This window comes from Planktothrix serta PCC 8927 (assembly GCF_900010725.2).
Lineage (GTDB): Bacteria > Cyanobacteriota > Cyanobacteriia > Cyanobacteriales > Microcoleaceae > Planktothrix > Planktothrix serta.
In genome coordinates this window covers 227,872-253,008 of sequence record NZ_LR734878.1, presented here as the reverse complement: position 1 = coordinate 253,008, position 25,137 = coordinate 227,872, and the positions used below count along the sequence as shown (strand labels likewise).

The following is a 25,137-nucleotide window of genomic DNA, read 5'->3' as shown; positions in this document are numbered from 1 at the left end:
AGATGGTGCGTGTGGCGAAGCTTTACGCACCCTACAGCCATCGAGAAAATTGATTAGCGATCGCATTCTTTTATTACAGATGGTGCGTGCGGCGAAGCTTTACGCACCCTACAGCCATCGAGAAAATTGATTAGCGATCGCATTCTTTTATTACAGATGGTGCGTGCGGCGAAGCCTTACGCACCCTACGGTTAATTGTAATAGGAAATCCTGGCGATCGCTTTCACCCAGCGTCAACGAATTAAGGATACAAACCCCGATCCATTAACGCTTGAGCGACACGACCAACGCCTAACGTATAAGCTGCTAATCGCAGGGAAACGCCCCGGAGTTTGGCGCGTTCACTCACACGAGCATAAGCGCGTACCATCAAGTTTTCCATCTCATGATTCACTCGTTCTTCATCCCAGAAGACAAAAGATTGACCTTGCACCCATTCCAAATAACTGACAACCACGCCTCCAGCGTTGGCTAAAATATCGGGTAAAACGATAATTCCTCGCGCTTCTAACATTTGATCAGCTAATAATGTAATCGGTGCATTAGCCGCTTCAGCAATCATTTTCGCTTGAATTTGATCAGCATTTTCCTCTGTAATTTGATCTTCCATTGCCGCCGGAATCAAAACATCACAAGCTAAGGTTAATAATTCCGCATTGCTAATCGGTTCACTATCGGGAAATCCCGCTATACTATGATTGTTGTGGGCAGCGTAGGCTTGCAGGGCTGGAATATCTAAGCCATTTTCCGAATAGATCCCGCCAGATACATTGGAAACTGCTAAGACCGTCGCGCCCTCTTCATAAAACAATTGAGCCGCCGCCGCGCCAACTTTCCCGAAGCCTTGAATTACAATGGCTACACCTTCAAGGGTTTTGCCCATTTCTGCTAAAGCTTCCCGCACGGTAATCATTACACCCCGTCCGGTTGCCATATCTCGTCCTTTTGAACCTCCCACAGATAACGGTTTCCCGGTCACAACCCCTAGCACCGCACGCCCCATATTCATCGAATAAGTATCCATAATCCAGGCCATTTCACGGGAAGATGTTCCCACATCTGGGGCTGGAATATCGGTTTCTGGCCCAATATCTTTGATCAGTTCACTGGCATAACGACGGGTGATCCGTTCTAACTCATTAATACTATATTGATGCGGGTCAAAGCCAATGCCACCTTTAGCACCCCCGTAGGGAATGCTGATTAAGGCACATTTCCAGGTCATTAACATGGCTAAGGCGGAGAGTTCTCCCAAGTTCACCGAAGGATGATAGCGTAAACCGCCTTTATAAGGGCCAAGTACATCACAATGTTGTACGCGATGTCCGGCTAAAACCTCGACTTTGCCGTTATCGAGTTTTACGGGAATGGAGACGGTGACGACTTTGCGGGGTTGTTGTAACACCACCAATATATTGTCATCAAGATTTAATTCAACAGCCGCTTGTCCCAAATAGCTACAGGTGCGATCGTAGGGACAAATATAAGCCGGAGTCGGTGCCGGATTGATTCTGACAGGAGAGGATACCATTTGCAGACCTCCTATTGAGATCAGATAGCTGAATTTGTCTTTATAGCAGGGAACAGGGAACAGGGAACAGGGAACAGGCTGGAAAAGAGTTCTCTGTTTAGGTTTTAGAATCAATCTATGTCCTAACTGCCTTGGCGACTGCTATATCTGTAGCCTAACCTGTGATCCCGAAGAAAAGGTTAAATTTGTAATAATTGTTACAGAATTTTACGTTTATGAGTGATAGGGAATTGCAAAACTCCGCGCCCCTAAACCGTCTTTAGACACTAAGTTCTAATGGACAAACACAATGACTGTCTTGTAACCACTGTTCTCCAACTTGCTTCAAAGCCACTAAAACAGGTTGAAGTTCTAATCCCTTTTCGGTCAGGGAATATTCTACACGCGGAGGAATTTCAGCATAGACCTTACGGCTGATTAACCCGTGTTTTTCCAACTCCCGCAACCGGACGGTCAAGGTTTTGGTACTGATACCGGGTAACGCTTCTAATAATTCATGGGTGCGTTGATTTCCTCGAAATAACTCGCGGAGGATGGAGATTGACCACTTTGTTCCGATTAATTCCAAGATGAACTCAATCGGACAAATCATGTCAAGACATTGGTTGCTGTCCCATACCTCTGTCGTTTTGTAACATTCCTTAACTTTCATTCGTGCCTCCTAAAAAAACTTAATGTTTTTTAAAATATCTCTCAGAAGCCGATTTGTCGCCATTCTTTCCATTAAGTAACTAAGACTATTCTACCAAGAGGGATGTCGATTTCCAACAGACGCAATAAGATAAAAGTAGGAGCAATTCACAGCCAAGAATTAAGTCAGCCACCCCCTGATCTCCAGCTAAAACAAAATTGAACTCGACGTTTAAAGCTTGGGGATCAAGGATTTTCATATTTTAGAGGAAACACTAACTCTGTTTAAAGGCAGAAGAAACTCGCCTTTAATCTCAATAGACTTATTTTGCAATAAAAGTACATAAACCCTATCTAAGCATTAGATAGTCAGTTGCGTTTGGAGTTATTTAAACCATGTTAAAAACCTTACCGTTTAAGCCCTTATCTCAATATAAAGAACAATCTTTAATTCTCTGGTTTGATCAAGTGGGAATTGAGGATATTGGTTTAGTGGGAGGAAAAAATGCCTCCCTAGGAGAAATGATTCAACAGTTACAACCCAAAGGAATTAATGTTCCTCACGGGTTTGCGATTACCTCTTATGCTTATTGGTATTTCATCACTTATGCCAATTTAGAACAACAATTAAGACAATTATTTGCGGGTTTAGATGTGGAAGATATTAAAAATCTTCGTCTTTGCGGTCAACAAGCGCGATCGCTGATTTTAAATACCTTATTCCCCCCTAAATTAGAAACAGAAATTGTATCAGCCTATCAAAAACTTAGCGATCGCTATGGTCAAAATACCGATGTCGCCGTGCGTTCATCTGCAACCGCCGAAGACTTACCCGATGCTAGTTTTGCAGGTCAACAAGAAACCTACTTAAATATCAAAGGAGCAAAAGCGGTTTTAGATGCAACTCGTTATTGTTTTGCCTCCCTTTTTACCGATCGCGCTATTTCCTATCGTACCCTAAAAGGGTTTGATCATTTTAATATTGCCCTCTCCGTCGGTATTCAAAAAATGGTACGTTCTGATTTAGCCACATCGGGGGTAATGTTCTCCATTGATACCGAAACTGGATTTAAAAATGCTGCCTTAATTACGGCTGCTTACGGGTTAGGAGAAAATGTAGTTCAAGGTGCTGTCAATCCCGATGAATATCTCGTCTTTAAACCGACATTACGCGAAGGATTCAAACCTATTTTAGAGAAACGCTTAGGCACAAAAGCGATTAAAATGGTGTATGAACTCGGACAGAAAACCAAAAACGTAGAAGTTCCGATTTCTGAACAGAAAAAATATGCCCTCTCCGAGGATGAAATTCTGAAATTAGCCCAATGGACAGTGATGATCGAAGATCACTATTCTCAAGTGCGACAATGCTATTCTCCGATGGATATTGAATGGGCAAAAGATGGCTTGACGGGAGAGTTATTTATTGTTCAAGCTCGTCCAGAAACGGTACAATCTCAAAAAACAGGACGGGTATTACAACATTATAAATTACAAGGCAAAGGTCGAGTATTATTGAGAGGTCGGGCAGTTGGGGATAAAATTGGACAGGGAAAAGTCCGGGTGATGACCAGTGTTAAAAATATGGATCAGTTTCAAGCGGGAGATGTCTTAGTCACCCATAAAACTGACCCCGACTGGGAACCGATTATGAAAAAAGCCAGTGCAATTATTACCAATTCTGGGGGCAGAACTTGTCACGCGGCGATTATTGCACGGGAGTTAGGAATTCCGGCAATTGTTGGCTCTATAAATGCAACGGAAGTCTTAAATACGGGCGATCAAGTTACGGTTTCCTGTGCGGAAGGGGAAGAAGGAAAAGTTTATCAAGGGTTAGTTGCTTTTATGGTTGAAGAAACGGTTTTAGACCATCTTCCCAAAACCAAAACTAAAATATTGATGAACGTGGGAAACCCGGAAGAAGCGTTTAAATTGTCGGCCATTCCCAATGATGGTGTCGGGTTAGCTCGGTTAGAATTTATTATTGCGAATCACATCCAAACTCACCCCTTAGCCTTAATCCATTTTGATCAATTACAAGATGAAGCCGTTAAACAACAAATTGCCCAATTAACGGAACTTTATGATCATAAACCGGATTTCTTTGTAGATAAACTGGCTCACGGAATTAGTATGATTGCGGCGGCATTTTATCCTAATCCTGTTGTTGTGCGGATGAGTGATTTCAAAAGTAATGAATACGCGAATTTATTGGGGGGTCGGCAATTTGAACCCATTGAAGAAAATCCGATGATTGGTTGGCGAGGTGCTTCCCGATATTATGATCCGAAATATCAAGCAGCATTTGCGTTAGAATGTCAAGCTTTAAAACGGGTCAGAAATGAAATGGGATTAGCCAATGTGATCCCGATGATTCCATTTTGTCGGACACCGGAAGAAGGACAAAAAGTATTAGCAGAAATGGCAAAACACGGGTTAGTTCGGGGTCAACAGGGGTTACAAGTCTATGTGATGTGTGAATTACCGAGTAATGTTTTAATGGCGGATGAGTTTTGTCAAGTGTTTGATGGCTTCTCAATTGGCTCGAATGATTTAACGCAATTAACGTTAGGATTAGATCGAGATTCTGCTTTGGTAGCCCATATTTTTGACGAACGAGATGAAGCAGTGAAACGGATGATTGAAATGGCGATCGCAACCGTTAAAGCCTACAATCGTAAAATTGGAATTTGTGGTCAAGCGCCGAGTGATTATCCTGAATTTGCGCGTTTCTTAGTGGAATTAGGAATAGATTCCATCAGTTTAAATCCAGATTCGGTGTTGAGGACAACTTTGGATATTGCTGAGATGGAAGCCTCCCAAAGAGTGAGTCAACAGGTTTAAAAGTGGTGTAAGTTAACAACTGCTTTAGGATTAATCCTAAAGCAGTTTTTTGTCGGGTGCTCCATCAACGCGCACGCACTCAAATAATTTATAGCTAATTTAACCACAAAGACACAAAGACACAAAGAATTTGTAAACACTAACTTTGATCTTCGGAGTTGTTTTAAGTTAAATTATAGATGGAGTTAATTGTTAGTTTTTGATTGAAATTAAATATTTATTTATGGAAACTCAACCTCATCGTTGTGTGTTAATTTGTCAACATCAGTCTTGTCGGCGACAGGGTTCTCTAGAAGTTCTGGACGCTTTTCAAAATCTTAAAATTCCGGGAGTCACAATAGAAGCCTGCGGTTGTCAAGGTCAATGTAATATTGGCCCGACGGTGCGAGTGACTCCCGATGAAGTTTGGTATTATCGGGTTAAGCCGGGAGATGTGCCCCTGATTATTGAACAACATCTCAAACACGGCGAACCCGTCGAAGATAAACTAAACCCCCGCATTCATCCGCGATATCAATATTCTTAACCCGTTGTTGCGATGAATCGCAACAACGGGTTAAAATTTGCCGAAAATTTATGATTACGCTACAGATATGATCCCCCTAAATCCCCCTTAAAAAGGGGGACTTTGACTGTTAAACTTGTTCTAAAACCCAAGACCGAATAATATCATTAACTTGTTCAGGAACTTCATCATGGGGACAATGACCCGCATTCAAAAAATATTCTTTTAATTGGGGATAATATTGATGAAACTTGCGACTGCGTTCTCGACATTTCATCCAAGGATCACCTTCTCCCCAAATTAATAATAGAGGACAGGTTAACTGATTTAACAACACATCCACTTTTTCCCCTTGAGGACTTTTGAATACCGAAGCAAATACCTGCGCCGCACCGAGATCACAGGAGGGACGATAAATATCTTCTACTAATTGATCGGTAACAGCATGGGGATCAAGATAGACTTTGAGTAGGGTTTTGCGAATAATAGAACGGCGTTTTGTCCATTGGAAAATTAAAAAACTCACCCACTCTTGACGAAATAGCGATCGCATGGTAACAGAAACCGCTTTTTTCCATAGGGGGGGTTCGGGACGGGGATCGGTCTCCGTAAATGGCCCCGCACTATTGAGTAAAATCACACCTTTGGCGGTTGAGGGACATTGGGCCGCAACACAAAGGGACGCATACCCCCCTAACGAATTTCCGGCTAAAATTACAGGTTGACCGATCACCTCTGTAATGAAGTCGTGGAGTTGATCTCGCCACAGTTGACCGCTATATTGTTCATTGGGTTTTGCCGAACGACCAAACCCCAACAAATCGATCGCCCAGACTTCAAAATCCGCTTGTAACCCTTGTATCGTTTTACGCCAGTGATCCGTTGAGGCTCCAAACCCATGAACCAGGAGTAATGGGGGACGCTGAGGGTGACGTTCACCTTCATGAACATAGTAAATTAACTGATCCCGCCACTGCCAATATTGTCCAGGGATCACTTCAGAGGTGAGGTTTGGGGTTGTGATCATGTCGTTTTATGAAGAAATATTAATTTACATTAATAATATTAACAAAAACAACAGAGATCTAGCTGATTATTTAGTCGTCTGTATCAATAGCTACTAATTTTCATCCATTAGGATAAACTCAGAAAAGTTGTTTTATCATTCTCAGCAACATTTCAATTCCAAGTCTTCTCTTAGCCTGTTTTCTTCAAAATCCCTTGATTTCTCTAGGGTTGAGCTTGTTTGTAATTCAAGTATAATACAAAGAAAATACACTATTTTTCCAAATTAATTGTGTTTTCTCTTATTCTTTTGGTAATCTAATGAATGAACGGGTACTCACGCTCACCCACCGAAAAAATTCCACAGAAGGAGAGAATTGATCACTATGCCGGGTGTGAGGTTTATCCACCACGTTGCCAGGGAGTTTTCCGTGTGATTGCTTTAACATCGCGTCCGGTTAAACGAAACTGGGTCACCATTAGCTTTGCTTCTACCTTGTATCTCTGTCCAGTTTTGGACTTGCTTCTGTCTGACATTCCAGACTCGTTGCAAGCCGAAATTCGCCTTGGACTACAAGAAGCACTTGTCAACGCTGCCAAGCATGGCAACAAGCTAGACCCGAGTAAAACAGTCGTCGTCCGCTTTAGTCTAATTCAAGATCATTGCTGGTGGATTATATCAGATCAGGGTTGTGGTTTTAAACCCCCTTGTGAATGTCAATTGCAGGACGAGGCTGATTATGAACCCGAAACAGAAACCCAAGATTCTGATTTACCCCATGATGATCATGAATGCGGACGAGGTTTGTACATTCTTTATCAAATCTTTGATCGTGTGCAATGGAATCGAACGGGAACAGAACTGACGTTATGTAAGAAAATGGCAACATCCTATGGACATCAACAGGATTGGTAAGGCTTTTAAGAAGTTAAAATCAGTCCAAATCACCTTATTCATGGGGAGTTGAGAGTTCATTTATTTTAAATTATCTCTGTATTTTCATCGGGCATCCCTCTATTTCAACTCCCCATTTTAGCGTAAGTTTTTGATGCTTACGACTGTTTTTTTTGAGTTGTTCCATGAGTGGGACAAGGAGGAGCACTAATTAAGCGTTCCAGCCAGCCAACTGCCTGATTTAACCGAGGGATCACTTCTTTGGGCTGATTTTTGAGTAAAAAGACTAACGCTGCCGCTAAATGTTCCCCAGCGCGAGCATTGCGGTTAGATTTGAGGCGGTGCCAGTCTCGTTCGGGAATTGCTAACCGTTCCGCCAGAGCTTGGGCGAGTTCTAATGTGCTATACTCGCTAAGACTAGCCGTGGGTGGACTCATCTTGTGGTCAGAAAGATCAGGAGTTGTGGAATTGAGGTTAGTCATAAATAATAATTGCTGTTGTGGGTTGAATTCGGTCTTTTAATATTATGTCAAGCAAACCATCGTCTCAACCACCATCAACGAATAATTCTGATCAGGATGGAAATCAAGATATTGAACAGGAGTTAGCAGAGGTTGAACAATCTCTGATTGATCTTAAAGCCCGATTAGCCCAAATTCAACGGGACGAGCAACGTCAAATCGAATTAAAAAACCGCATTGATGAAGTTATCCCTCAAATTCGTCAAACGAAATCGCAACAATTGAAAGACGAATTAAACCAGTTAAAAACGCAGTTAGAAACCCTAGAATTTAATTTAGAAAGTCGGTTAGTGACTTGGGGAAGTTTTAAGGAACCTTTTTGGCAAGCGGTTCGTTTTGGGGGGTTAGGAATTGTGATCGGTTGGGTATTAAAATCCTGTTCTGGGAGTTAAATATAACAACTCTTGTACAGCAAAGCATACAAGTTTTTCAATTTTAATGGGCGGTACAAGATTCGAACTTGTGGCCTCTTCCTTGTAAGGGAAGCACTCTACCGCTGAGTTAACCGCCCGATTAACACATTTACTGATTATAACATAAACTTTTAGAATCACAACCCTATTTTCAATGATTAATCATCCTACCCCATGCCATCAGGTCAAACCCACGACCGTATTACCCTGTGGAGCTTACCGTTGATTGCAGGTTTGACGTTTAGCCAAACTCGCAGCAGTCACTTAACATTTCTGGTGACGGGGAGTTTCCTCTTTAGTGGGTTAATGTTTGGCCCCGATTTAGATATTGACTCCCGACAGTTTCAACGGTGGGGAATGTTGCGCTGTTTCTGGGTTCCCTATCAAAATAGTTTACGTCATCGCTCGTTTTTATCTCATGGGCCATTTATTGGGACAGCTTTAAGGATTCTTTATTTAGGAGGGGGTATCGGTCTTGTCGGACTTTTGGGGGGACTAATAGCCGAATATTTCGGGTTACTTCCCTGGAAACCGTTAGAAATTGCTCAAAATATTAGTCAAGCTCTTTCCAACCATCCCAGAGAATGTATCGCCATTTATTTAGGATTAGAAATGGGGGCGATGAGCCATTCCTTTAGTGATTGGTCTAACTCTTTATATAAAGAGTTTAGAAAATGGCTAAAAACGGGAAAAAACAACAGTCCTACTCTTGATCCTCCCCCATCTAAAAAACGCAAACGCCAAGTTTCTGAAACTTCCTCCGTAGAACTTCCTGCGACTAAACCCAAACGTCAAAAGCAGAATTCAACAACGCCTAAAAAATCTTCCCGTCGCCCTAAAAAATAAATCCTTTCACCCCGTTTTTGCATCACAATAGAGGTATTTGAAATGAACACAGCAGACAATATCACTTTGACACCCAATTTAATCGCCTTGCAAAATTTAATTGATGTGGTGGCAAAATTGCGATCGCCAGAAGGGGGATGTCCTTGGGATTTAGAACAAACTCCAGAAACGTTAATTCCTTATATTATTGAAGAAGCTTATGAAGTAGTTGATGCCATTCGTAGTGGGGATCAAAAGGCGATTGTTGATGAATTAGGGGATTTATTATTACAAGTAATTTTACAAGCTCAAATTGCTAGTGAATCTCAACAGTTTTCAATGGCAGAAGTGGCTAATAATATTACTGAAAAATTAATTCGTCGCCATCCTCATGTTTTTGGAGATGTGGAAGTTAATAGTGTGGAAGAAGTTCGGCAAAATTGGGAAGAAATTAAAGCCAATGAACAAGGAGAAACACCTAAAACCCAAACTTTTAGTTCTAAATTAAGCCGATATGCTCGACAATTACCCCCAATTATGGCCGGGATGAAAATATCTAAAAAAGCGGCAGATATTGGCTTTGAATGGGATAATGTTGAGGGAGTTTGGGATAAATTTGAAGAAGAAGTTGGCGAATTTAAAGAAGCCCTTCAAGGATCAGATAAAGCCCATCAACAAGCCGAATTAGGGGATATTTTATTTGTCTTAATTAATTTAGCCCGTTGGTATGATTTAGATCCTTATGTGGGATTACAAGAAACCAATCATCGCTTTATTCAACGGTTATCAAAAGTTGAGGAAGCTTGCGATCGCCCTTTCTCAGAATATAGTTTAGAAGAATTAGATGCCCTCTGGCAAAAAGCTAAAGCTATTTTAGCCAATAAATAAGTTGATAAACTTAGGATAGGGTGGAACAAAGTTGAGGTAATAAACCATGACAAAAACTGACGTAAAATTGACGTTTGAGGAATATCTGAATTACCATGATGGAACAGAACGACGATATGAATTTGTTGAGGGAGAATTAGTTGAGATGCCTCCAGCAACAGGTAAACATGAAGCGATTATTACCCTACTCTTGGTCTGTCTATTTTTAGAAATTAAGCGGAAACAATATCCCTGTCATGCTAGACCCAATGGAATTGAATTTTTTACGGGTATTAGAACCCGTCGTCCTGATGTTTCTGTAATTAGTGAACAACAGAAAATTGAAATCGAACAAACATCAGCAATTCTTTATACTCCACCTTTGTTAGCAATTGAGGTGATTAGCCCTGACTATCGAGATATAGACATTAAGGATAAGCTGGCTGAGTATCAATCTTTGGGAGTTCCCGAATATTGGACAGTCGATTGGAATTGCTCAGTCCCTAATCTGACGGTGCGAGTTCTGGGTGAAGAGGGGTTTTACACAGAACAGGTGTTTACTGGATTGGATCAGATTACCTCCCCCCTGTTCCCAGAATTAGCATTGACGGTTCAAGATCTTCTGAATAGTTGATCGATTCCCTTTCTGTTCATCATGAACTTTTTGGGGTTCCCATAAGACGCTTGACTATGTACAGTTGACAGAGAATCAGAAAAAGCCCAAATATGACAACAACGAACTCAAAAACCTGGAGTCAACGGTTTGAAAAATCCCTGCATCCTGCTATTGCAGAGTTTAACGCTAGTATTGGTTTTGATATCCAACTGATTGAATATGATTTAACCGGATCAGTTGCCCATGCTAAAATGTTAGCAAAAACTGGAATTATTAGCCCCGAAGAAGCCGAAAAACTGGTTTCTGGTTTAGAACAAATTCGTCAAGAATATCGGGACGGAAACTTTAACCCAGGTGTTGATGCTGAAGATGTTCATTTTGCGGTTGAACGTCGTTTAACGGAATTAGTCGGAGATGTGGGAAAAAAACTCCATACGGCTCGATCTCGGAATGATCAAGTGGGAACAGATACCCGTTTATATTTACGAGATCAAATTCAACAAATTCGTCAACAATTAGTTAGTTTTCAACGAGTATTATTAAATTTAGCGGAAACAAATGTTGAAACTTTTATTCCCGGTTATACCCATCTGCAACGGGCGCAACCTCTGAGTTTAGCCCATCATTTATTGGCTTATGTGGAAATGACAAACCGCGACTGGGAACGCTTAGGAGATGTCTATAAACGGGTGGATATTTGTCCGTTAGGAAGTGGTGCTTTAGCGGGAACGACTTTTCCGATTGATCGCCATTATAGTGCTGAATTATTAGGGTTTGGTCAGGTTTATGCTAATAGTTTAGATGGGGTCAGTGATCGAGATTGGGCGATAGAATTTTTATCGGCTGCAAGTTTAATTATGGTACATTTGAGCCGTTTAGCGGAAGAAATTACCCTTTGGGCTTCTCAGGAATTTAGTTTTGTTACTTTAACTGATAGCTGTTCAACGGGTTCGAGTATTATGCCACAGAAAAAAAACCCGGATATTCCTGAATTGGTGCGGGGGAAAACTGGGCGGGTGTTTGGGCATTTACAAGGGTTATTAGTGGTGATGAAAGGATTACCTTTAGCCTATAATAAAGATTTACAAGAGGATAAAGAAGCTCTATTTGATGCGGTTAAAACGGTGAAAGGGAGTTTAGAATCGATGACGATTTTAATGGAAGAAGGGATAGAATTTCGCTCTAGTCGTTTAGCGGAAGCGGTGGCTGAAGATTTCTCGAATGCAACGGATGTGGCAGATTATTTAGCCGCGCGAGGAATTCCTTTTCGTGAGGCTTATAATTTAGTGGGAAAAGTGGTCAGAACTTGTTTAGAAGCGGGGAAATTACTCAAGGATTTAACGTTAGAAGAATGGCAAGAATTACATCCTCAATTTCAGGCGGATATTTATGACGCGATCGCACCTCGTCAAGTGGTTTCTGCTCGAAATAGTTATGGAGGAACAGGGTTTAACCAAGTCAAACAAGCGTTAGAAAATGCCCGTCAACGGTTGAGTAATTGTTAATATTGTTTTGAAGACCAGGAGGAGCGATCGCAGATCCAGAAAATAAGCGATCGCTCTCTCCAAATACACAATTTTATAATTTTGTCAAGTAGGGCTAAGGGAGTAAAAACCGTCCTTTTAGCAGATATAATTCCATTAAAAATTTCGCTACAGTGAAAAAAACGTTAAATTTAGGTCAATCTGATGTCGAGTTCAATCAATCCTCCTGCATCTGAGGCTGAATTCTCCCCAGTTCCCGCTAGATTGTTATTAGTGGACGATGAACCTGGACTGCGAGAAGCGGTACAAGCTTATTTAGAAGATAGTAACTTCACCGTTGATGTGGCCAGTAATGCCAAACAAGGGTGGGAACTGTTACAACAAAATCTCCCGGATTTAGTGATTAGTGATATTATGATGCCGGGAGTTGATGGTTATCAATTTTTACAACAAATGCGGGAAGATCCTCGTTTCAAAGCCTTACCCGTTGTTTTTCTAACGGCTAAAGGCATGAAAAGCGATCGCATTCAAGGGTATCAAGCTGGATGTGATGCCTATTTATCAAAACCCTTTGACCCAGAAGAATTAGTGGTAATTGTCAAAAATTTATTAGCAAGACAAGCCGCCCTTCGCAGTAGTACAGGGGATGGAAGCCCAGATATTGCCACCTTAGCAGGTCAAATTGCGCGAATTGAAAATATGTTAAAAGGGAAAAGTGGAATTCATCAAACACCACCCCCAATTAAAATTGATTTAACGCCGCGTGAGCAAAGTGTTTTAGATTTAGTTGCTAAAGGATTAATGAATAAAGAAATAGCCCGTAATTTAGAAACCAGCGTTCGTAACGTGGAGAAATATGTCAGTCGCTTATTTACCAAAACGGGAACGAATAGTCGAACAGAATTAGTGCGTTATGCTCTTGAACACGGTTTAACTGAATAGGGAATATTGAAGAAAGGTTACATAAACTTACAATTTATAAGGATTTAGCCTCAAGAGTTATAGGGATCTGTTACTTTAATAGAGTAGAGCTTATCATTCTTACTTATGATCAAAGTTTCTAAGCCCTCAACTGAACCGGAACAAAAATCTATCGGGATGACTGTTCTGTTTTTTCTTTTTATGATCGGAATTTTAGCAATGATGATCCTCAAAGGTGGAGTTTAACTTTCACTACGAGGAAGGATAAATTTAAGCATGATGAATAGAAAGACTGAGTTATTCATTGTGGAACTGCCATCATCACTTAAGTCCGAAGTAATACATCACGACCATGAGTGTCTGTACCACAGGTATTTAGTAAACCATAGCTATCGGTTAACTGTTTAACTGGGTTGACGATTTCTGCGGTAGGTAACCAAGGGATCGTATGGCGATAGGCATAATATACTTCAATGCCATCCATTCCTAACCGAGCCGCTTCTGTAATAACTTCATTGACAGGACGACGATACCGGGCTGGATGGGCTAAAACGGCTAACCCTCCTGCTTCTTGGATAGCAGCTATCACGTTTTCAGCATAATAGGCCTCTGTTCTCAAAAAAGTCGTGTCACCTTGCAGATAGGGTTGTAGACAAGCTGCATCAGGATCAAAAGCATAACCGAGAATATGGACATCGACACCCAATAACTGAGCATTAATTTCCGCCCCTGTCCATAACTGAGGTGCTGTATTAGCAAGTTCGGGATGGTTTTGTTTCCACTGGTCTAACCAATGTTGGGCTTCTTTGTACCCTTGAGTTGTATGGTGATCGGTAATAGCGAGTCCTTTTAATCCAATTTCCATCACCTGTTGCATGACTTCATCCGGTTCCAGTTGACCATCTGAACGTCGGGTATGCAGGTGAAAGTTATAGGACTGAGGGCAACTTCTGGCATTCAAGGTTTGAAAGACCTGTTGCAGTGCTAACCTATCTTGGGCAGGGGGTATCAATAGTGATGATTTCACATATCCGGTCTGGATGTGAAACCACCTCGACAAAAGTTCAGAAGCTGAAGTTAGATTAACACTCATACGTCTTAATCTTAATAAACTGTTACTATAATCTACTGTATCGAATTTACTCGGAAGTTGCGACAAGACAGCATTAAGATTGACTGATTTTTGATTTAAAATTCTTATATAAGGAAATAGGGAACAGGGTGTTAATGATATTGAAGGTTGAGGGCGAGAAGGGACACAAGCCCCTACCTCACCTGCTCCTAATATTTGAGACCCCATTATGCTAACGCCTCGGTGTTGCGGAAGTTAAAAGCCATGTCGAGGAGTTTAGCCCAACGTTTTTGCACTTGTTTGGGGGTACATTTGAGGGTAGAAGCGATCGCTTTATCACTTTCTTGAGTTGCTTTGAGTTGCAGTAACGTTTGTTGCTCGGCGGATAATTGAGCTTGGAAGGTTTCCCATTGTTGACTATTCATCCCCAATTTTTGGTTAATATCAGCCCCTAACCATTCATGGACGAGTTTCCAGTTGGTAGAGCGGGCGAATTTTTCAACATGGTATTTAAACCGTTGTTGCAGATAGTCCCGTTGACGGGCGGTTAACCCCATGGCTTTATCAATATCACAAGCTTGCAGATCTTGCATTTTCAAGGTTAAGTATTTGACACAATCAGTCTGTCCTTGAGATTCTAAATATTGAACCAGTTCAGCAATGACGCGATCGCGTAAAACACTTTCTGCGGGGTCGGGGGTTTCAGATACCATTTTTTCCCGAATTTGCTGCATCGCCGATGTCCGACTTTGAGCTTCTGCTTCTTCGGTTTTACCTCCTTCAACGGCTAACTCAATATCCATAGAAGTTTCGGGAGGTTGACCTTTGGCAAAACTTTGGGCGCGTAATACAATTAACCGTTGACGGTTGCGACCGGGTAAACCAATTTGACGTTTAGCATACTGTTCGGTAAAAGCCATGTATTCCGCTAATTCTAAACGGGTGCGGGGGGTGTAGTCGGCTTCCATTTGATGTTCCCGACGAAAAGCCCGTAAACACTCGACATAAAACCCTTGCAGAAAATCTTCAATTAAATTGTAACGAGCTTGGAAGCTTAATTGAGACTCAAAGGAAGCAACGTGACGGTACACCATTGCGGCTAAGTTAGAATGCAGTTCCACACGGCCTTGGCGAGAACCGAGTTTGTAATATTCTAAGCATTTTTGCAAGCGATGACGAGCTAAACTTAACTGCCAAGTTTGCACTTCGCCAGAATTTTGAATGCGGTTGCTTTTTTCACAAATACGTTCGACTTCTAACGCTATCCGCAGTGTCACCGTCCGACCACTAGCCGGAAGGGTTTTGACGGTTGTTTGCAATTCTTGTAATAACAATTGAGCTAAAGCTTGAGGATTAATAGAATTGAGGCTAACTTGAGAATCTTGAATAGAAATATCTTGTGCAAACATGATGGATGTCCTGGGGTAAAGCACGGTGTACAGAAGGCGGAGAGCCAAAGGCGGTTTGGTGTTTCCTGATTCAACTCTCTACACTTTGAATAGTAGAAGCAGCCTTTTTGAAGTAGTGACAATAATGTTCCACTCTCTGAGGTAACTGTGTAGATGCCTTTGTTCATTCCTCTACGTCAAGCCATTGTGCATCACCCTGAAAGCTTTATTTAATCGGTATTACAACCCTGTTTTATTTCTCTTGATCACACCTAATTTTGCTGGGGTTGTCGATAATATCAATAGACCAGTTTGACAACTGGCTACCTGAATCTAAAGAAGAGACACTGTAATAGGGAGTTCCTGGGGTTCTCTAAAACCCCGAAGACACAAAGTATTCTTGGTGTCTCTGTGTCTTGGTGTTTATTCTGATTCGGCAAATCTACCTACTGTTGATCTATCAAGGTAAAATCGACTTTATCGTAAATATCCGCTAGGGAAATTTCAAAGCCAACTGAGGCGAGGGATAAGGTGGCCGTTTCGCCTTCATATTCGGAGAGTAACCATTTGCCGTTATCGGTTTTCGTGAATTGTTCAACGTGGTGATGATATTGATCAATTAAAAGATATTCTTGGAAGGTGGAGAGAGTTCGATAAGCATGAAATTTGTCTCCTCGATCATATCCTTCTGTAGATTTAGAGAGGACTTCAGCGATTAATGTTGGATTCGTTAAAGTGTCTTTTCTGCCTTCTTGAAATTGTAATTCTCCTGGAATGATCATAACATCTGGATAAGTATAAATTTGTTTTTGAGGAATCCAGAGGCGTTGGTCGGTAAAAAATACCTGATAAGGTTGACGTTTAAGGGCAAAATTTAAAGCTGCATAAAAATTACCTGCAATTTTGTTATGATTGGGGGTTCCCCCTGTCATACTAACAATTTTTCCATCTATATATTCATGGCGTTCTTGAGAATTGAGTTCTAATTCTAGGTATTGTTCAATGGTTTTATGGTCTTGTTTTTCAATTTGAGCGATCATAAAGTTTTACCTCATTAGTAAACAGGGAACAGGGAACAGGGAACAGGGAACAGGGAACAGGGAACAGGGAAAAAGTGCTATTTTAGAGGCTGTGCCGACCGTCCTTATATTAATAGAATACAGAGCCTTTTCTTGGCATTCCGAGGCTCCTGTCTAGGGACGAGATTCAAGTATTGATTTAGCTCATCTTCCTTCTACAATAGCAATTTCTTCTTCTGTTAATCCATAGAGTTTATAAACGATCGCATCTATGAGTTGATCACATCTGATTAACTGGGTTTTGAGGGGGAATAGGGTGTTTAAACTGTCTTGATATTCCTGTTCTAAAGTTTGTTGTTGTTTTCGGGCAACCGGATCAATTTTGATTTTCTTTTTGTTTTTATTTAACACAGAAATTAATTCATCAAAGCTGATATGGGGTTCGTTTTTGTAATAGTCTCCTAAATAATTCTGAATTTTAGATTTATTGGTTAAACTGTCAATTGGGCAACCAATGAAGCGTTCTAACCATTGCAAAAAGCTTTTGATTTCTGCTTGCTTTTGTTTGTTGAGTTCGATCATTTGTTCGGCTAAATAGGCTAACAAATCGTGAATTATATCGGCTTCTTCGGGTTTTTGATTAAGGTGATTATCAATTTGGGATAAAATGGGTTCGGGGTTGCCATTGGTTTGATATTGGTTATAAAGTGCGATCGCATTTTCTAGGGATTTTTGGCGGCGATCTGTTGGAGTTGTGAATAGAATTTCAGGGATAGGAATCACATCTATCTCATAAGTATTGACATGATTTGTGGTACTTGTCAAATTAAATCTCCATTCTGCTAATTTAGAGTTTAATAAGCCAAGCACTGTATAAATATTGTACTTTATATCTACGAAATAGGCAATAGTATCAGAGAAAAAAAATCCCGGTTCTATTATCGTTGCAATGATTCTTCGATAGTTGTCAATTGCCGAACCTCGTTGATATCCTATCCTTCTTTTCAAATGATCATAGGCTTTTGCATCTTGATTCTTTCCGCGTTCAGCAAGAAAGCATTGTTTATCAAGATAAACTGGTTCCCCCTGCTTGGGTAGGTCATAGAATTCATATCGACCTATGTGTGCACCCCGAAGCACTAAGTCTCCAGGCGGATGATCAGATAGAAAAGTTCTAAATTGTTTATTAAACATAATTTCACCTGGACAGGGTGAACCAATCTTTTTAAACAGACATAATTTTTTATTTTCACGAAGTTGTATAGCCAGCTTCCAAGATCTTTCATTGACTGTTGGTATAGAAAGGTTGTATGGATCAAACTCTGCTATTTCTTCGGGTTTGGCGTAGTATGACGGAGAACTGTCGATTATCTCTTTACCCAAATGGGTTCTGATTTTAAACTTATTACTAAGTTTTTGCTTGGATAAAACATATACGCAAGTTGAGAGTTTTGCTTCATAAAAAACACGATTTCGAGGATCGTCTTTCTGAGGAAAAGCTTCAATACTGATAAGATTTGTTGTTGTTAAAATTTTACGCCTTAGATCGGAGGTAAAGTGATCCCCAAGAAGTGACATTGGCACAATAAAACCTTGATAACCATTTGCTTTGGTTTTATCTATCGCACAAGCTATAAAAAGTCGGTATAAATTCACTCTAAAAGCTCTTGCTTCCCGATATAGGTCTGTGTGATCGATAAAAGATTTCTCATCAATGACTCTACCAAGAGCTACTTCAGATAATTCATCATAAGGTGGATTTCCAACTACTACATCAAACCCTGCCTTTTCTTTCCAACTGGCATTTTCTAAATCAATAAATACTTCTGGAAATTCCAAATCCCAATGGAAAAACCGTTTTTCAGAACTGAGTTTTTGCGCCTCCTCATAAATGGCTGCATCTGCTTTGTTCATCTGATTGGGATTAGCCGTAATTGCTATAGTACCAAATCTCTCTAAAAAATTCTTAGCTTGTTTAATTCCAAAAAACTGAGAAACATAAATATCTAATAACCGTTTATAAGGTTTTGCAGCTTGATCAAAAGACCGAAATAATTTTTCACTTTGTTCAACTTCAGCAAAAGTAGCATCACTCAAAACACTCACCCCTCGCATAATTTCAGCCGCTTTTAATAACCCCACAAATGGCCCCGTTAGTAAATTTAACTGTCCGATTTCATCGGCTGCCATTTTTACTTCTGCTTCCCTCGCAGTTATCCCAATTAATGAATTTCCACAGCGTAAATGATGGTCTAAAAAACTTAGAGGCGCACCTATTGTAAAGGAATGTAGCCATAAACTAACCTTGGCTAATTCTACCGCCATCGAGTTTAAATCCACCCCATAAATACAACGTTTCATCACCACCCGTTGTAATAATTGAGTGGGCTCTAGTCTATCGGGATTAATGGTAATTCCCTGTTGTTCTAAATTGTCTAAAATGCTTTGACGGGTTTGATCGAGCATTTCTAAAACTGGATTTTGTTCGGGATATTGGGATAAAATACGAATAAGTTCATCGGTTAAATAATCCACTGCTTCAACTAAAAAGTGACCGCTTCCCATTGCTGGGTCACAAATTTTTATATCGAGTAAAGTGGTTTGTGCGTCTCGCTGTAAGCGTTTTAAATCCTTGTTTAATCCGTTTAAACTTTGTTGTCCTAAGCGTTGATCTTGCAATTGATTTTGCAGTTGCTCAATTTGCGCCATCAGTTCAGAAAATCGTTGCGATCGCTGTTCTAAAATGGGTTTTAAAGTATGACTAACAATGTATTTAACGATATAATCAGGGGTGTAATAAGAGCCCGTTGCTTTGCGATCGCCTTTATCATTTTCTAAATAAACATTTCCCGTCAGCGCGTCTTCAATAATTACTCGATATTCTAATAACCCTTCATAAATTGACCCCAACTGTCGCACGCCTAAAAAACTATAATCAATCGGTTGTCCTTCAAATCGCGCTAATAAGTCTAAAATAGGGGCTAATACTGCATCAGATAGTTTAAATTGAGATAAAAAATTATTAGCAGGATAGTCTAATTGATCTTCAGTTTGACTAAAATTAAAATGAAATAAACCTCCATTATATCGAGGAACTTCTAAGCCGCGATCGCCTCGATCAACAATTTGAAATAAATTTAATAATTTATCATACATTCCCGTTGAAGTTTGGCTTAACTTCTTCTGACGATCAAGACCTTCAGCGACTTCTTTTGTTAATTGAATCAAGCTATAATCTCGATAATCGCCCTGAATTGGGAGCAGATTTCTGGCTTCAGCATAAAGCAAAAATAACAACTTATAAAGAAAGGATAGAGTCGCTTCATAAACCTGTTCTGATGTTACAGGTTGTCCCCGTCGAGTTGCATCTGCAACAAAACCTCCGGCTAAATTAGGAAATATCCGCTCAAATACTAAGGCTTTTAACTCATTCCCCACTCGCGTTGAGTATGTGGTACTTCCTTCGCGTACCCGTTCTAAAAAATTACGTCCTTGGGAGTCTTTAACAAAGGCTTCCTGACGAAAAAATAACCAAAAATATTTCAATTGATCTAAATTTTCTGCTGATAAAAGCTCTAGTAAATCGACTTGATAAAATTCCGTTGCTTTGGAAGAAGCTTGACGATAATAGAGTCGCCATTCTCGACCATTGGTTAAAATTCCCCAATCTACTCCCGTCCCCATTAAATAGTTAGCAATCTGAAAGGATGGGTTAGTATTTTTATAAATATCCCGTTGATCGTTAGCCGAAACTTTACTTAAAGGACGTTGCCAATATTTAGCTTCTGCGATCGCAATTACCCTAGAATAAAACGCGGTTTCATCAGTTTGTAAACGATAGGCTTGATCCCGTTCTATTTGATTGTTAAATAAAGCATAATCAGGACGTTCGGCGCGACCTTTTGCCCGAATTGTGACTTGAGGAATATAACTCCATCCTAAAATTTCTAATATCGGTTGAATTAATAAATCCTCCGTTTGCGCTTCACTCAACGTCGGTAATAAATCTTGTTTGGACTGATAGAGATTTTTTAACTGCTTAAACCCCTCAGTCACGTCAATTTGCCATTCTGGACAGTCCTGAAGGCGATGCTCTAAATAATGCTGAGAAAATAGGGGTTTATTAGTTTTTTGTCCCTCAGTCACAATATTACCTCCGATATAGCAGTATTCGTTATTTTTGTCAACTGTTTCATAGAAACTTCCTGTTAATTATTAATGTTTAACAGCTTATCCTTCAAACCATTCTTGCGCTTGTTCCCATCCTTGACCTTTTCTAACAATTATAGGCTGATCATTAGTTAAATCAATAATCGTTGAAACTTGATAACCTGGATCTGAGGTATCATCAACAATAATATCGACTAACTTGTCTAAACCATCGAACAATTTGGCTTTATCAATATGACCTTCTATGGGTAACGCAATCGGAGCTTGACCGTCTTCTTCTGTGGTAATATGGGCAGAAGTTGAAATAATTGGATTGCCTAATGTTTCAATAATTGATAAACTAGGTCGATGGTTCGGAACCCGAATTCCAGTGGTTTTGCGTTTGGGAGCCAGGACTAATTTAGGAACTAATTTAGTTGCAGGTAATACAAAGGTATATGTTCCTGGAATTAAGTGCTTAATTAAACGATAAGCAGAGTCACTAACGATGGCATAATTGGTAATATTTGATAATGAGGAACAAAGAAACGTTAAGGGTTTATCATTGGAGAGTTGTTTGATGCGTCGGACTCGTTCAATGGCTGACTTCACGGTCAAATCACAGCCAATGGCATAAACGGTATCCGTCGGGTACAGCATCACCGCCCCATCCTTGAGGGCGTCTTTAATCTTCTCTAGGGTACGTTCTTGGGGGTTTTGGGGATGAATGTCGTACAGAATTGCCATAACAAAATGTTGTATTTTAGAGAGTAAATTTTATATTGCTTTTAAGACTAACAGACTAATGACAAATTATGACTAAAATTGCTTATTTTCAATGTCCTACAGGAATTTCCGGCGATATGTGCTTGGGTGCGTTAGTCCATGCTGGGGTTCCAATTGATTATTTAAAAGAAAAGTTAGACTTACTGGGAATTGGGGCAGAATATCAGTTCAAAGTAGAAACTGTTCGTCGTCAAGGACAGTTAGCAACGAAAGTTTCGGTGAACTTAACTCAACAGCAACTCCACCCAAAAACAACGGATTCTCCTAATGATTATGATCATCACCATCATGATCATGAAAATCATCCTACCCATGATATAACGACCACCCGTCATTTGTCAGAAATTGAGACAATGATTCTCAAAGCCAAGTTACCGAAACAGGTAGAAGTTTGGAGTCTGGCTATTTTTCGGAAGTTAGGGGAAGCGGAAGCAACGGTTCATGATATTTCCATAGAAGAGGTGCATTTTCATGAAGTAGGGGCGACGGATGCTATTGTCGATATTGTGGGAACTTGTTTGGGTTTAGATTGGTTGAATATTGATCAATTTTACTGTTCAACATTACCCACTGGCGGAGGAACTGTTTGGGCGGCACACGGTCAGTTACCTGTTCCCGTTCCGGCGGTTTTAAGATTATTTGAGATGGGGAAAGTTCCGGTTTATAGTAATAGCATTGAACGGGAATTAGTCACGCCAACGGGGGCTGCTATTGCGGTGACTTTAGCTCAACAGTTTGGAGAACCTCCGGCTTTATCGATTCAAACTATTGGGTTAGGAGCAGGTTCCCATGATTTACCTATTCCTAATATTTTACGGCTGTGGGTTGGAGAACAGCATCAATCCCTAGATTCAGATATTTTATCAACGGTTAATGCGGAAATTCAAACGATTTCTGAGACAATTTCTGTATTAGAAACCCAAATTGATGATTTAAGTCCTCAAGTGATTGCTTATACCTTTGAAATGTTATTTCAAGCGGGAGCAATTGATGTTTTTAGTCAACCGATTACGATGAAAAAATCTCGTTTAGGGGTATTATTAACGGTAATTTGTTATCCTGAACACCGTCAAGTTTGTGAAGCAATATTATTTCGAGAAACGACAACATTAGGGATTCGTCATACGCTGCAAAATCGCAGTATTCTGAAACGGGATATTCAAACGGTTGAAACTCAATATGGTTTAGTTCGAGTTAAAGTAGCTTTTTCGGGAAAAAAGATTACGAATGTTCAACCGGAATATGAGGATTGTGCAAAACTTGCTAAACAGCATAAAATTAGCTGGTTAGAAGTGCATCGATTAGCATTACAAAGTTGGTATAGTTTGCCTTAAGTTTCTGGGATTTCTTTAATTTATGATTGATAGTTTTTGACTTTTGCACAGGGAAGTTTTATAATATTAGATCATAGAAAATTCAAAGCTTCAATCCTAAAAAAATATTAAGAAATCAAACTTAATCCCTGTTGTTATTTATACTAGAATCAGGATTTGAGATAAAAAATTATGAATTATATTTTTGGATCTTTTTTCATTTTTCTGGCTTATTTAACCATTGCTGGGTTTAAATTAGATCGAGAATATCAACGGGGAGTTATTTTCAGATTAGGACGAGTCCAAAATGTAAAAGGGCCGGGATTATATTGGATCATTCCAGTAATTGATCAAAAAGTTCAAGTGGATATTAGAACAAAAACCGTTGATATTGAACCGCAAGAAACGATTACGTCCGATAGTGTTACTATTCGTGTAAATGCTGTTTTATATTATCGTTTACTTGACCCGTCTAAGGCAATTGTTAAGGTTGAAAGTTATGAAAAAGCCGTTTATCAAGCGGCGTTAACAACTTTGCGAAATGTGATTGGTCAAAGTAGTCTTGATGATGTTTTACAAAATCGAGATAAAATTAATCATAAAATTCAAGACGTTGTTGATGAAATGACAGAATCTTGGGGAGTTGTGATTGAAAGAGTGGAAATGAAAGATGTTGAAATTCCGACTTCCATGCAACGAGCAATGGCAAAAGTAGCAGAAGCACTTCGAGAAAAACGTTCGCGTTTAATTAAGGCTGAAGCCGAACAAGAAGCCTCGATTAAATTAGCAGAAGCTTCTAAAGTAATTATGGCAAATCCCGCAGCATTGGAGTTAAGACGGTTGCAAATGTTATCGGAAATTGGGACTGAAAATAATACGACAACTATTGTTGTGCTTCCCTCTGATTTACTACCATTTGTTCAAAATTTGAGTGTTCCACCCCAACAAAAACCTCCTCTACCCCCGAAAGTATAATCCCCAGTATGGGGTCTAGTCTTCAACTTCAACCCTTAAGAGGGTTTAAAGGGACATCACCCCTACTGTGATTTTAGGGTTAATATAAACAATATTAATATGCAAAGTAACCCTTTTAATATTAAGATAGAAGTTTAGATGTTTTTTGTTTGAGCACCGTCATGAACTTCTCATTATCAACAGCAGAATTGTTAGAGATTTCTAAATGGATAGGAATTGCTACTTTAGTCTTTGGCGGAATTACCGTTTTAGCCTTTATTTTTAAATGGGCAATTCGGTTTAGATTAGTGGGAATTACTGGCTTTACAGGAGTTTTAACCGCCGGGGTTTTGGGCTTAAGTTTAGGTTTACTAAACCATGTCCAAATTCCAGGTGCAGTTCGTTTTGCTCGTGTATTTGATGATGGGGGTAGACAAATTGTAATTGCGGTTGCACCTAATATTACAGAAACTCAATTAGATGCCACATTACGTCAAGCGGCGGCGGATTTATATTCTCCTGGACGAGGAGGACAATACCAAGAAGCGCTATTAATTCGCGCTCGAACTCTTGTTCATCCTGATGCAGAAGTGTCTCAACCCCTCTATTTAGGTCAAGTGAAACGTTCGGTTATGGAACAAGAAGATAAAAATTTAGAAATTCAGATTTTCAAGCAAAATTTTGCCCGTTTAAAACAGTTTAACTCTTGAATTTTATTCGGGTTTAATCTGCTGTTTGAACAATTAAATGGGTGGGTTGATATTCAAGAATAAATTGAGTCATAATCTCTCGTTCTTCTATCGTTGGTGTTGCTAAACATCCTGATGTTCCCGTTTGCGAAACATACAACAAAGCCGAGGGATCATAATGCAATCCTAACCCGGCTCTTTCAGTTGGAAAAGTGGGTGTAATTCCTGACCAAACTCCCCCAAATTCTCCGGGTGCATCTTCAACGATACCCGGAGCATCAAAGGTATAAATCCCGAAGGGTAAAGGGGTTTGAGAACCCGGTTCATCAGAGGGAATTTGTTGACCAATACGACCGGAAACACAACGCACTTGATCAATAATTTTACCTGTATTATCGATTAATTGAGTTTGGTAAACCTGTAAACCTCCTCCGATTTGTTCCTGGGTTTGTGTGGAAACAATTTTAGCGCCTGGAATGTTTAGAATAGCAGGATCAATAATCTTTAAAAAGTTCGCAGCCACCCAACGATTTGTCCCAATAGAAACCCAAATTTCACCCTCAACATTGATGGAATCTCCACTAATGATAACCTGAGTTTCATTTTCTAAAACATCAACTATTTCACCGTTAGGAATAGAACGAACATTCAGGGTATCGCCGGGAGTGGTAACAATAGCCGTAAGACTCATATCATTATTTAAAAGTTAA

Annotated in this window: 22 protein-coding genes and 1 tRNA gene; 12 read left to right on the top strand and 11 right to left on the bottom strand. The window is 40.0% G+C overall.

The window, feature by feature from the left end; translation table 11 throughout:
• Window positions 1-241: 241 nt before the first annotated feature.
• The gene (locus PL8927_RS20610) at window positions 242-1,531 is read right to left on the bottom strand and encodes a Glu/Leu/Phe/Val family dehydrogenase (RefSeq protein WP_083625317.1); all 1,290 of its coding nucleotides are present in this window, start codon (window positions 1,529-1,531) and stop codon (window positions 242-244) included.
• Window positions 1,532-1,790: 259 nt separating this feature from the next.
• The gene (locus tag PL8927_RS20605; RefSeq protein ID WP_083625315.1) at window positions 1,791-2,183 is read right to left on the bottom strand and encodes a winged helix-turn-helix transcriptional regulator; all 393 of its coding nucleotides are present in this window, start codon (window positions 2,181-2,183) and stop codon (window positions 1,791-1,793) included.
• A 374-nt stretch (window positions 2,184-2,557) separates the two neighbouring features.
• Here PL8927_RS20605 and ppsA point away from each other — a divergent pair, with 374 nt between their 5' ends.
• Window positions 2,558-5,005: a phosphoenolpyruvate synthase gene (ppsA, locus tag PL8927_RS20600; RefSeq protein WP_083625310.1), complete on the top strand. Its 2,448-nt coding sequence runs from the start codon at window positions 2,558-2,560 to the stop codon at window positions 5,003-5,005.
• Between the two features lie 223 nt (window positions 5,006-5,228).
• The gene (locus PL8927_RS20595; RefSeq protein WP_083625434.1) at window positions 5,229-5,531 is read left to right on the top strand and encodes a (2Fe-2S) ferredoxin domain-containing protein; all 303 of its coding nucleotides are present in this window, start codon (window positions 5,229-5,231) and stop codon (window positions 5,529-5,531) included.
• A 109-nt stretch (window positions 5,532-5,640) separates the two neighbouring features.
• On the opposite strand, the gene PL8927_RS20590 is transcribed toward PL8927_RS20595, so the two are convergent.
• Window positions 5,641-6,537: an alpha/beta fold hydrolase gene (locus PL8927_RS20590; protein WP_083625308.1), complete on the bottom strand. Its 897-nt coding sequence runs from the start codon at window positions 6,535-6,537 to the stop codon at window positions 5,641-5,643.
• A gap of 411 nt (window positions 6,538-6,948) precedes the next feature.
• On the opposite strand from PL8927_RS20590, the gene PL8927_RS20585 reads away from it, so the two are divergent.
• Window positions 6,949-7,431 carry an ATP-binding protein gene (locus PL8927_RS20585; RefSeq protein WP_083625306.1) on the top strand — a complete coding sequence of 161 codons (483 nt, stop codon included), beginning with the start codon at window positions 6,949-6,951 and terminating at the stop codon, window positions 7,429-7,431.
• A 137-nt stretch (window positions 7,432-7,568) separates the two neighbouring features.
• Here PL8927_RS20585 and PL8927_RS20580 read toward each other — a convergent pair whose 3' ends face one another.
• Window positions 7,569-7,847 carry a DUF6439 family protein gene (locus PL8927_RS20580; RefSeq protein ID WP_083625304.1) on the bottom strand — a complete coding sequence of 93 codons (279 nt, stop codon included), beginning with the start codon at window positions 7,845-7,847 and terminating at the stop codon, window positions 7,569-7,571.
• Between the two features lie 89 nt (window positions 7,848-7,936).
• On the opposite strand from PL8927_RS20580, the gene PL8927_RS20575 reads away from it, so the two are divergent.
• The gene (locus tag PL8927_RS20575) at window positions 7,937-8,323 is read left to right on the top strand and encodes a DUF2203 domain-containing protein (RefSeq protein ID WP_083625302.1); all 387 of its coding nucleotides are present in this window, start codon (window positions 7,937-7,939) and stop codon (window positions 8,321-8,323) included.
• Between the two features lie 47 nt (window positions 8,324-8,370).
• On the opposite strand, the gene PL8927_RS20570 is transcribed toward PL8927_RS20575, so the two are convergent.
• Window positions 8,371-8,442: transfer RNA gene (locus PL8927_RS20570), tRNA-Val, on the bottom strand.
• Window positions 8,443-8,518: 76 nt separating this feature from the next.
• Between PL8927_RS20570 and PL8927_RS20565 the strand changes: the two genes are divergently transcribed.
• The 5 genes from PL8927_RS20565 to PL8927_RS20545 all read left to right on the top strand — a co-directional run bounded on the left by PL8927_RS20565 (window position 8,519) and on the right by PL8927_RS20545 (window position 13,078).
• Window positions 8,519-9,190 carry a metal-binding protein gene (locus PL8927_RS20565; RefSeq protein ID WP_083625300.1) on the top strand — a complete coding sequence of 224 codons (672 nt, stop codon included), beginning with the start codon at window positions 8,519-8,521 and terminating at the stop codon, window positions 9,188-9,190.
• Window positions 9,191-9,232: 42 nt separating this feature from the next.
• A complete protein-coding gene (mazG, locus tag PL8927_RS20560; RefSeq protein ID WP_083625298.1) occupies window positions 9,233-10,057 on the top strand; it encodes a nucleoside triphosphate pyrophosphohydrolase in 825 nt (274 codons plus the stop codon).
• A 46-nt stretch (window positions 10,058-10,103) separates the two neighbouring features.
• The gene (locus tag PL8927_RS20555) at window positions 10,104-10,670 is read left to right on the top strand and encodes a Uma2 family endonuclease (RefSeq protein ID WP_083625296.1); all 567 of its coding nucleotides are present in this window, start codon (window positions 10,104-10,106) and stop codon (window positions 10,668-10,670) included.
• Between the two features lie 92 nt (window positions 10,671-10,762).
• The gene (gene argH / locus PL8927_RS20550) at window positions 10,763-12,157 is read left to right on the top strand and encodes an argininosuccinate lyase (protein ID WP_083625294.1); all 1,395 of its coding nucleotides are present in this window, start codon (window positions 10,763-10,765) and stop codon (window positions 12,155-12,157) included.
• A gap of 183 nt (window positions 12,158-12,340) precedes the next feature.
• Window positions 12,341-13,078: a response regulator transcription factor gene (locus PL8927_RS20545; RefSeq protein WP_083625292.1), complete on the top strand. Its 738-nt coding sequence runs from the start codon at window positions 12,341-12,343 to the stop codon at window positions 13,076-13,078.
• A gap of 304 nt (window positions 13,079-13,382) precedes the next feature.
• Here PL8927_RS20545 and PL8927_RS20540 read toward each other — a convergent pair whose 3' ends face one another.
• The 5 genes from PL8927_RS20540 to PL8927_RS20520 form a co-directional block, all read right to left on the bottom strand.
• Window positions 13,383-14,150 carry a PHP domain-containing protein gene (locus PL8927_RS20540; RefSeq protein ID WP_231506081.1) on the bottom strand — a complete coding sequence of 256 codons (768 nt, stop codon included), beginning with the start codon at window positions 14,148-14,150 and terminating at the stop codon, window positions 13,383-13,385.
• Window positions 14,151-14,356: 206 nt separating this feature from the next.
• Window positions 14,357-15,538, bottom strand: a complete 1,182-nt coding sequence (locus tag PL8927_RS20535) for a HetZ-related protein (RefSeq protein WP_083625290.1) — start codon at window positions 15,536-15,538, stop codon at window positions 14,357-14,359.
• A gap of 425 nt (window positions 15,539-15,963) precedes the next feature.
• A complete protein-coding gene (locus tag PL8927_RS20530; protein ID WP_083625288.1) occupies window positions 15,964-16,557 on the bottom strand; it encodes a Uma2 family endonuclease in 594 nt (197 codons plus the stop codon).
• Between the two features lie 183 nt (window positions 16,558-16,740).
• On the bottom strand, window positions 16,741-20,682 hold the full coding sequence (locus PL8927_RS20525) for an Eco57I restriction-modification methylase domain-containing protein (RefSeq protein ID WP_083625285.1): 3,942 nt from the start codon (window positions 20,680-20,682) through the stop codon (window positions 16,741-16,743).
• Window positions 20,683-20,766: 84 nt separating this feature from the next.
• The gene (locus tag PL8927_RS20520; RefSeq protein ID WP_083625283.1) at window positions 20,767-21,432 is read right to left on the bottom strand and encodes an L-threonylcarbamoyladenylate synthase; all 666 of its coding nucleotides are present in this window, start codon (window positions 21,430-21,432) and stop codon (window positions 20,767-20,769) included.
• 68 nt (window positions 21,433-21,500) lie between these two features.
• On the opposite strand from PL8927_RS20520, the gene larC reads away from it, so the two are divergent.
• The 3 genes from larC (at window position 21,501) to PL8927_RS20505 (ending at window position 24,448) form a co-directional block, all read left to right on the top strand.
• Window positions 21,501-22,805, top strand: coding sequence for a nickel pincer cofactor biosynthesis protein LarC (gene larC, locus PL8927_RS20515; protein ID WP_083625281.1), 1,305 nt, complete (start codon window positions 21,501-21,503; stop codon window positions 22,803-22,805).
• A gap of 171 nt (window positions 22,806-22,976) precedes the next feature.
• Window positions 22,977-23,759: a slipin family protein gene (locus PL8927_RS20510; RefSeq protein ID WP_083625279.1), complete on the top strand. Its 783-nt coding sequence runs from the start codon at window positions 22,977-22,979 to the stop codon at window positions 23,757-23,759.
• Window positions 23,760-23,920: 161 nt separating this feature from the next.
• Complete coding sequence (locus tag PL8927_RS20505; RefSeq protein ID WP_083625276.1) at window positions 23,921-24,448, top strand: Ycf51 family protein; 528 nt, start codon at window positions 23,921-23,923, stop codon at window positions 24,446-24,448.
• Window positions 24,449-24,461: 13 nt separating this feature from the next.
• On the opposite strand, the gene PL8927_RS20500 is transcribed toward PL8927_RS20505, so the two are convergent.
• Entirely contained in the window at window positions 24,462-25,118 is a 657-nt protein-coding gene (locus tag PL8927_RS20500) for an SH3 domain-containing protein (protein ID WP_083625273.1), read from the bottom strand.
• Window positions 25,119-25,137 lie beyond the last annotated feature (19 nt).

Excerpts from the sequence above, each read along its gene's own strand:
- PL8927_RS20610 (WP_083625317.1), bottom strand. The coding sequence starts at position 1,531 with ATGGTATCCTCTCCTGTCAGAATCAATCCGGCACCGACTCCGGCTTAT.
- PL8927_RS20605 (WP_083625315.1), bottom strand. The coding sequence starts at position 2,183 with ATGAAAGTTAAGGAATGTTACAAAACGACAGAGGTATGGGACAGCAAC.
- ppsA (WP_083625310.1), top strand. The coding sequence starts at position 2,558 with ATGTTAAAAACCTTACCGTTTAAGCCCTTATCTCAATATAAAGAACAA.
- PL8927_RS20595 (WP_083625434.1), top strand. The coding sequence starts at position 5,229 with ATGGAAACTCAACCTCATCGTTGTGTGTTAATTTGTCAACATCAGTCT.
- PL8927_RS20590 (WP_083625308.1), bottom strand. The coding sequence starts at position 6,537 with ATGATCACAACCCCAAACCTCACCTCTGAAGTGATCCCTGGACAATAT.
- PL8927_RS20580 (WP_083625304.1), bottom strand. The coding sequence starts at position 7,847 with ATGAGTCCACCCACGGCTAGTCTTAGCGAGTATAGCACATTAGAACTC.
- PL8927_RS20575 (WP_083625302.1), top strand. The coding sequence starts at position 7,937 with ATGTCAAGCAAACCATCGTCTCAACCACCATCAACGAATAATTCTGAT.
- PL8927_RS20565 (WP_083625300.1), top strand. The coding sequence starts at position 8,519 with ATGCCATCAGGTCAAACCCACGACCGTATTACCCTGTGGAGCTTACCG.
- mazG (WP_083625298.1), top strand. The coding sequence starts at position 9,233 with ATGAACACAGCAGACAATATCACTTTGACACCCAATTTAATCGCCTTG.
- PL8927_RS20555 (WP_083625296.1), top strand. The coding sequence starts at position 10,104 with ATGACAAAAACTGACGTAAAATTGACGTTTGAGGAATATCTGAATTAC.
- argH (WP_083625294.1), top strand. The coding sequence starts at position 10,763 with ATGACAACAACGAACTCAAAAACCTGGAGTCAACGGTTTGAAAAATCC.
- PL8927_RS20545 (WP_083625292.1), top strand. The coding sequence starts at position 12,341 with ATGTCGAGTTCAATCAATCCTCCTGCATCTGAGGCTGAATTCTCCCCA.
- PL8927_RS20540 (WP_231506081.1), bottom strand. The coding sequence starts at position 14,150 with ATGAGTGTTAATCTAACTTCAGCTTCTGAACTTTTGTCGAGGTGGTTT.
- PL8927_RS20535 (WP_083625290.1), bottom strand. The coding sequence starts at position 15,538 with ATGTTTGCACAAGATATTTCTATTCAAGATTCTCAAGTTAGCCTCAAT.
- PL8927_RS20530 (WP_083625288.1), bottom strand. The coding sequence starts at position 16,557 with ATGATCGCTCAAATTGAAAAACAAGACCATAAAACCATTGAACAATAC.
- PL8927_RS20520 (WP_083625283.1), bottom strand. The coding sequence starts at position 21,432 with ATGGCAATTCTGTACGACATTCATCCCCAAAACCCCCAAGAACGTACC.
- larC (WP_083625281.1), top strand. The coding sequence starts at position 21,501 with ATGACTAAAATTGCTTATTTTCAATGTCCTACAGGAATTTCCGGCGAT.
- PL8927_RS20510 (WP_083625279.1), top strand. The coding sequence starts at position 22,977 with ATGAATTATATTTTTGGATCTTTTTTCATTTTTCTGGCTTATTTAACC.
- PL8927_RS20505 (WP_083625276.1), top strand. The coding sequence starts at position 23,921 with ATGAACTTCTCATTATCAACAGCAGAATTGTTAGAGATTTCTAAATGG.
- PL8927_RS20500 (WP_083625273.1), bottom strand. The coding sequence starts at position 25,118 with ATGAGTCTTACGGCTATTGTTACCACTCCCGGCGATACCCTGAATGTT.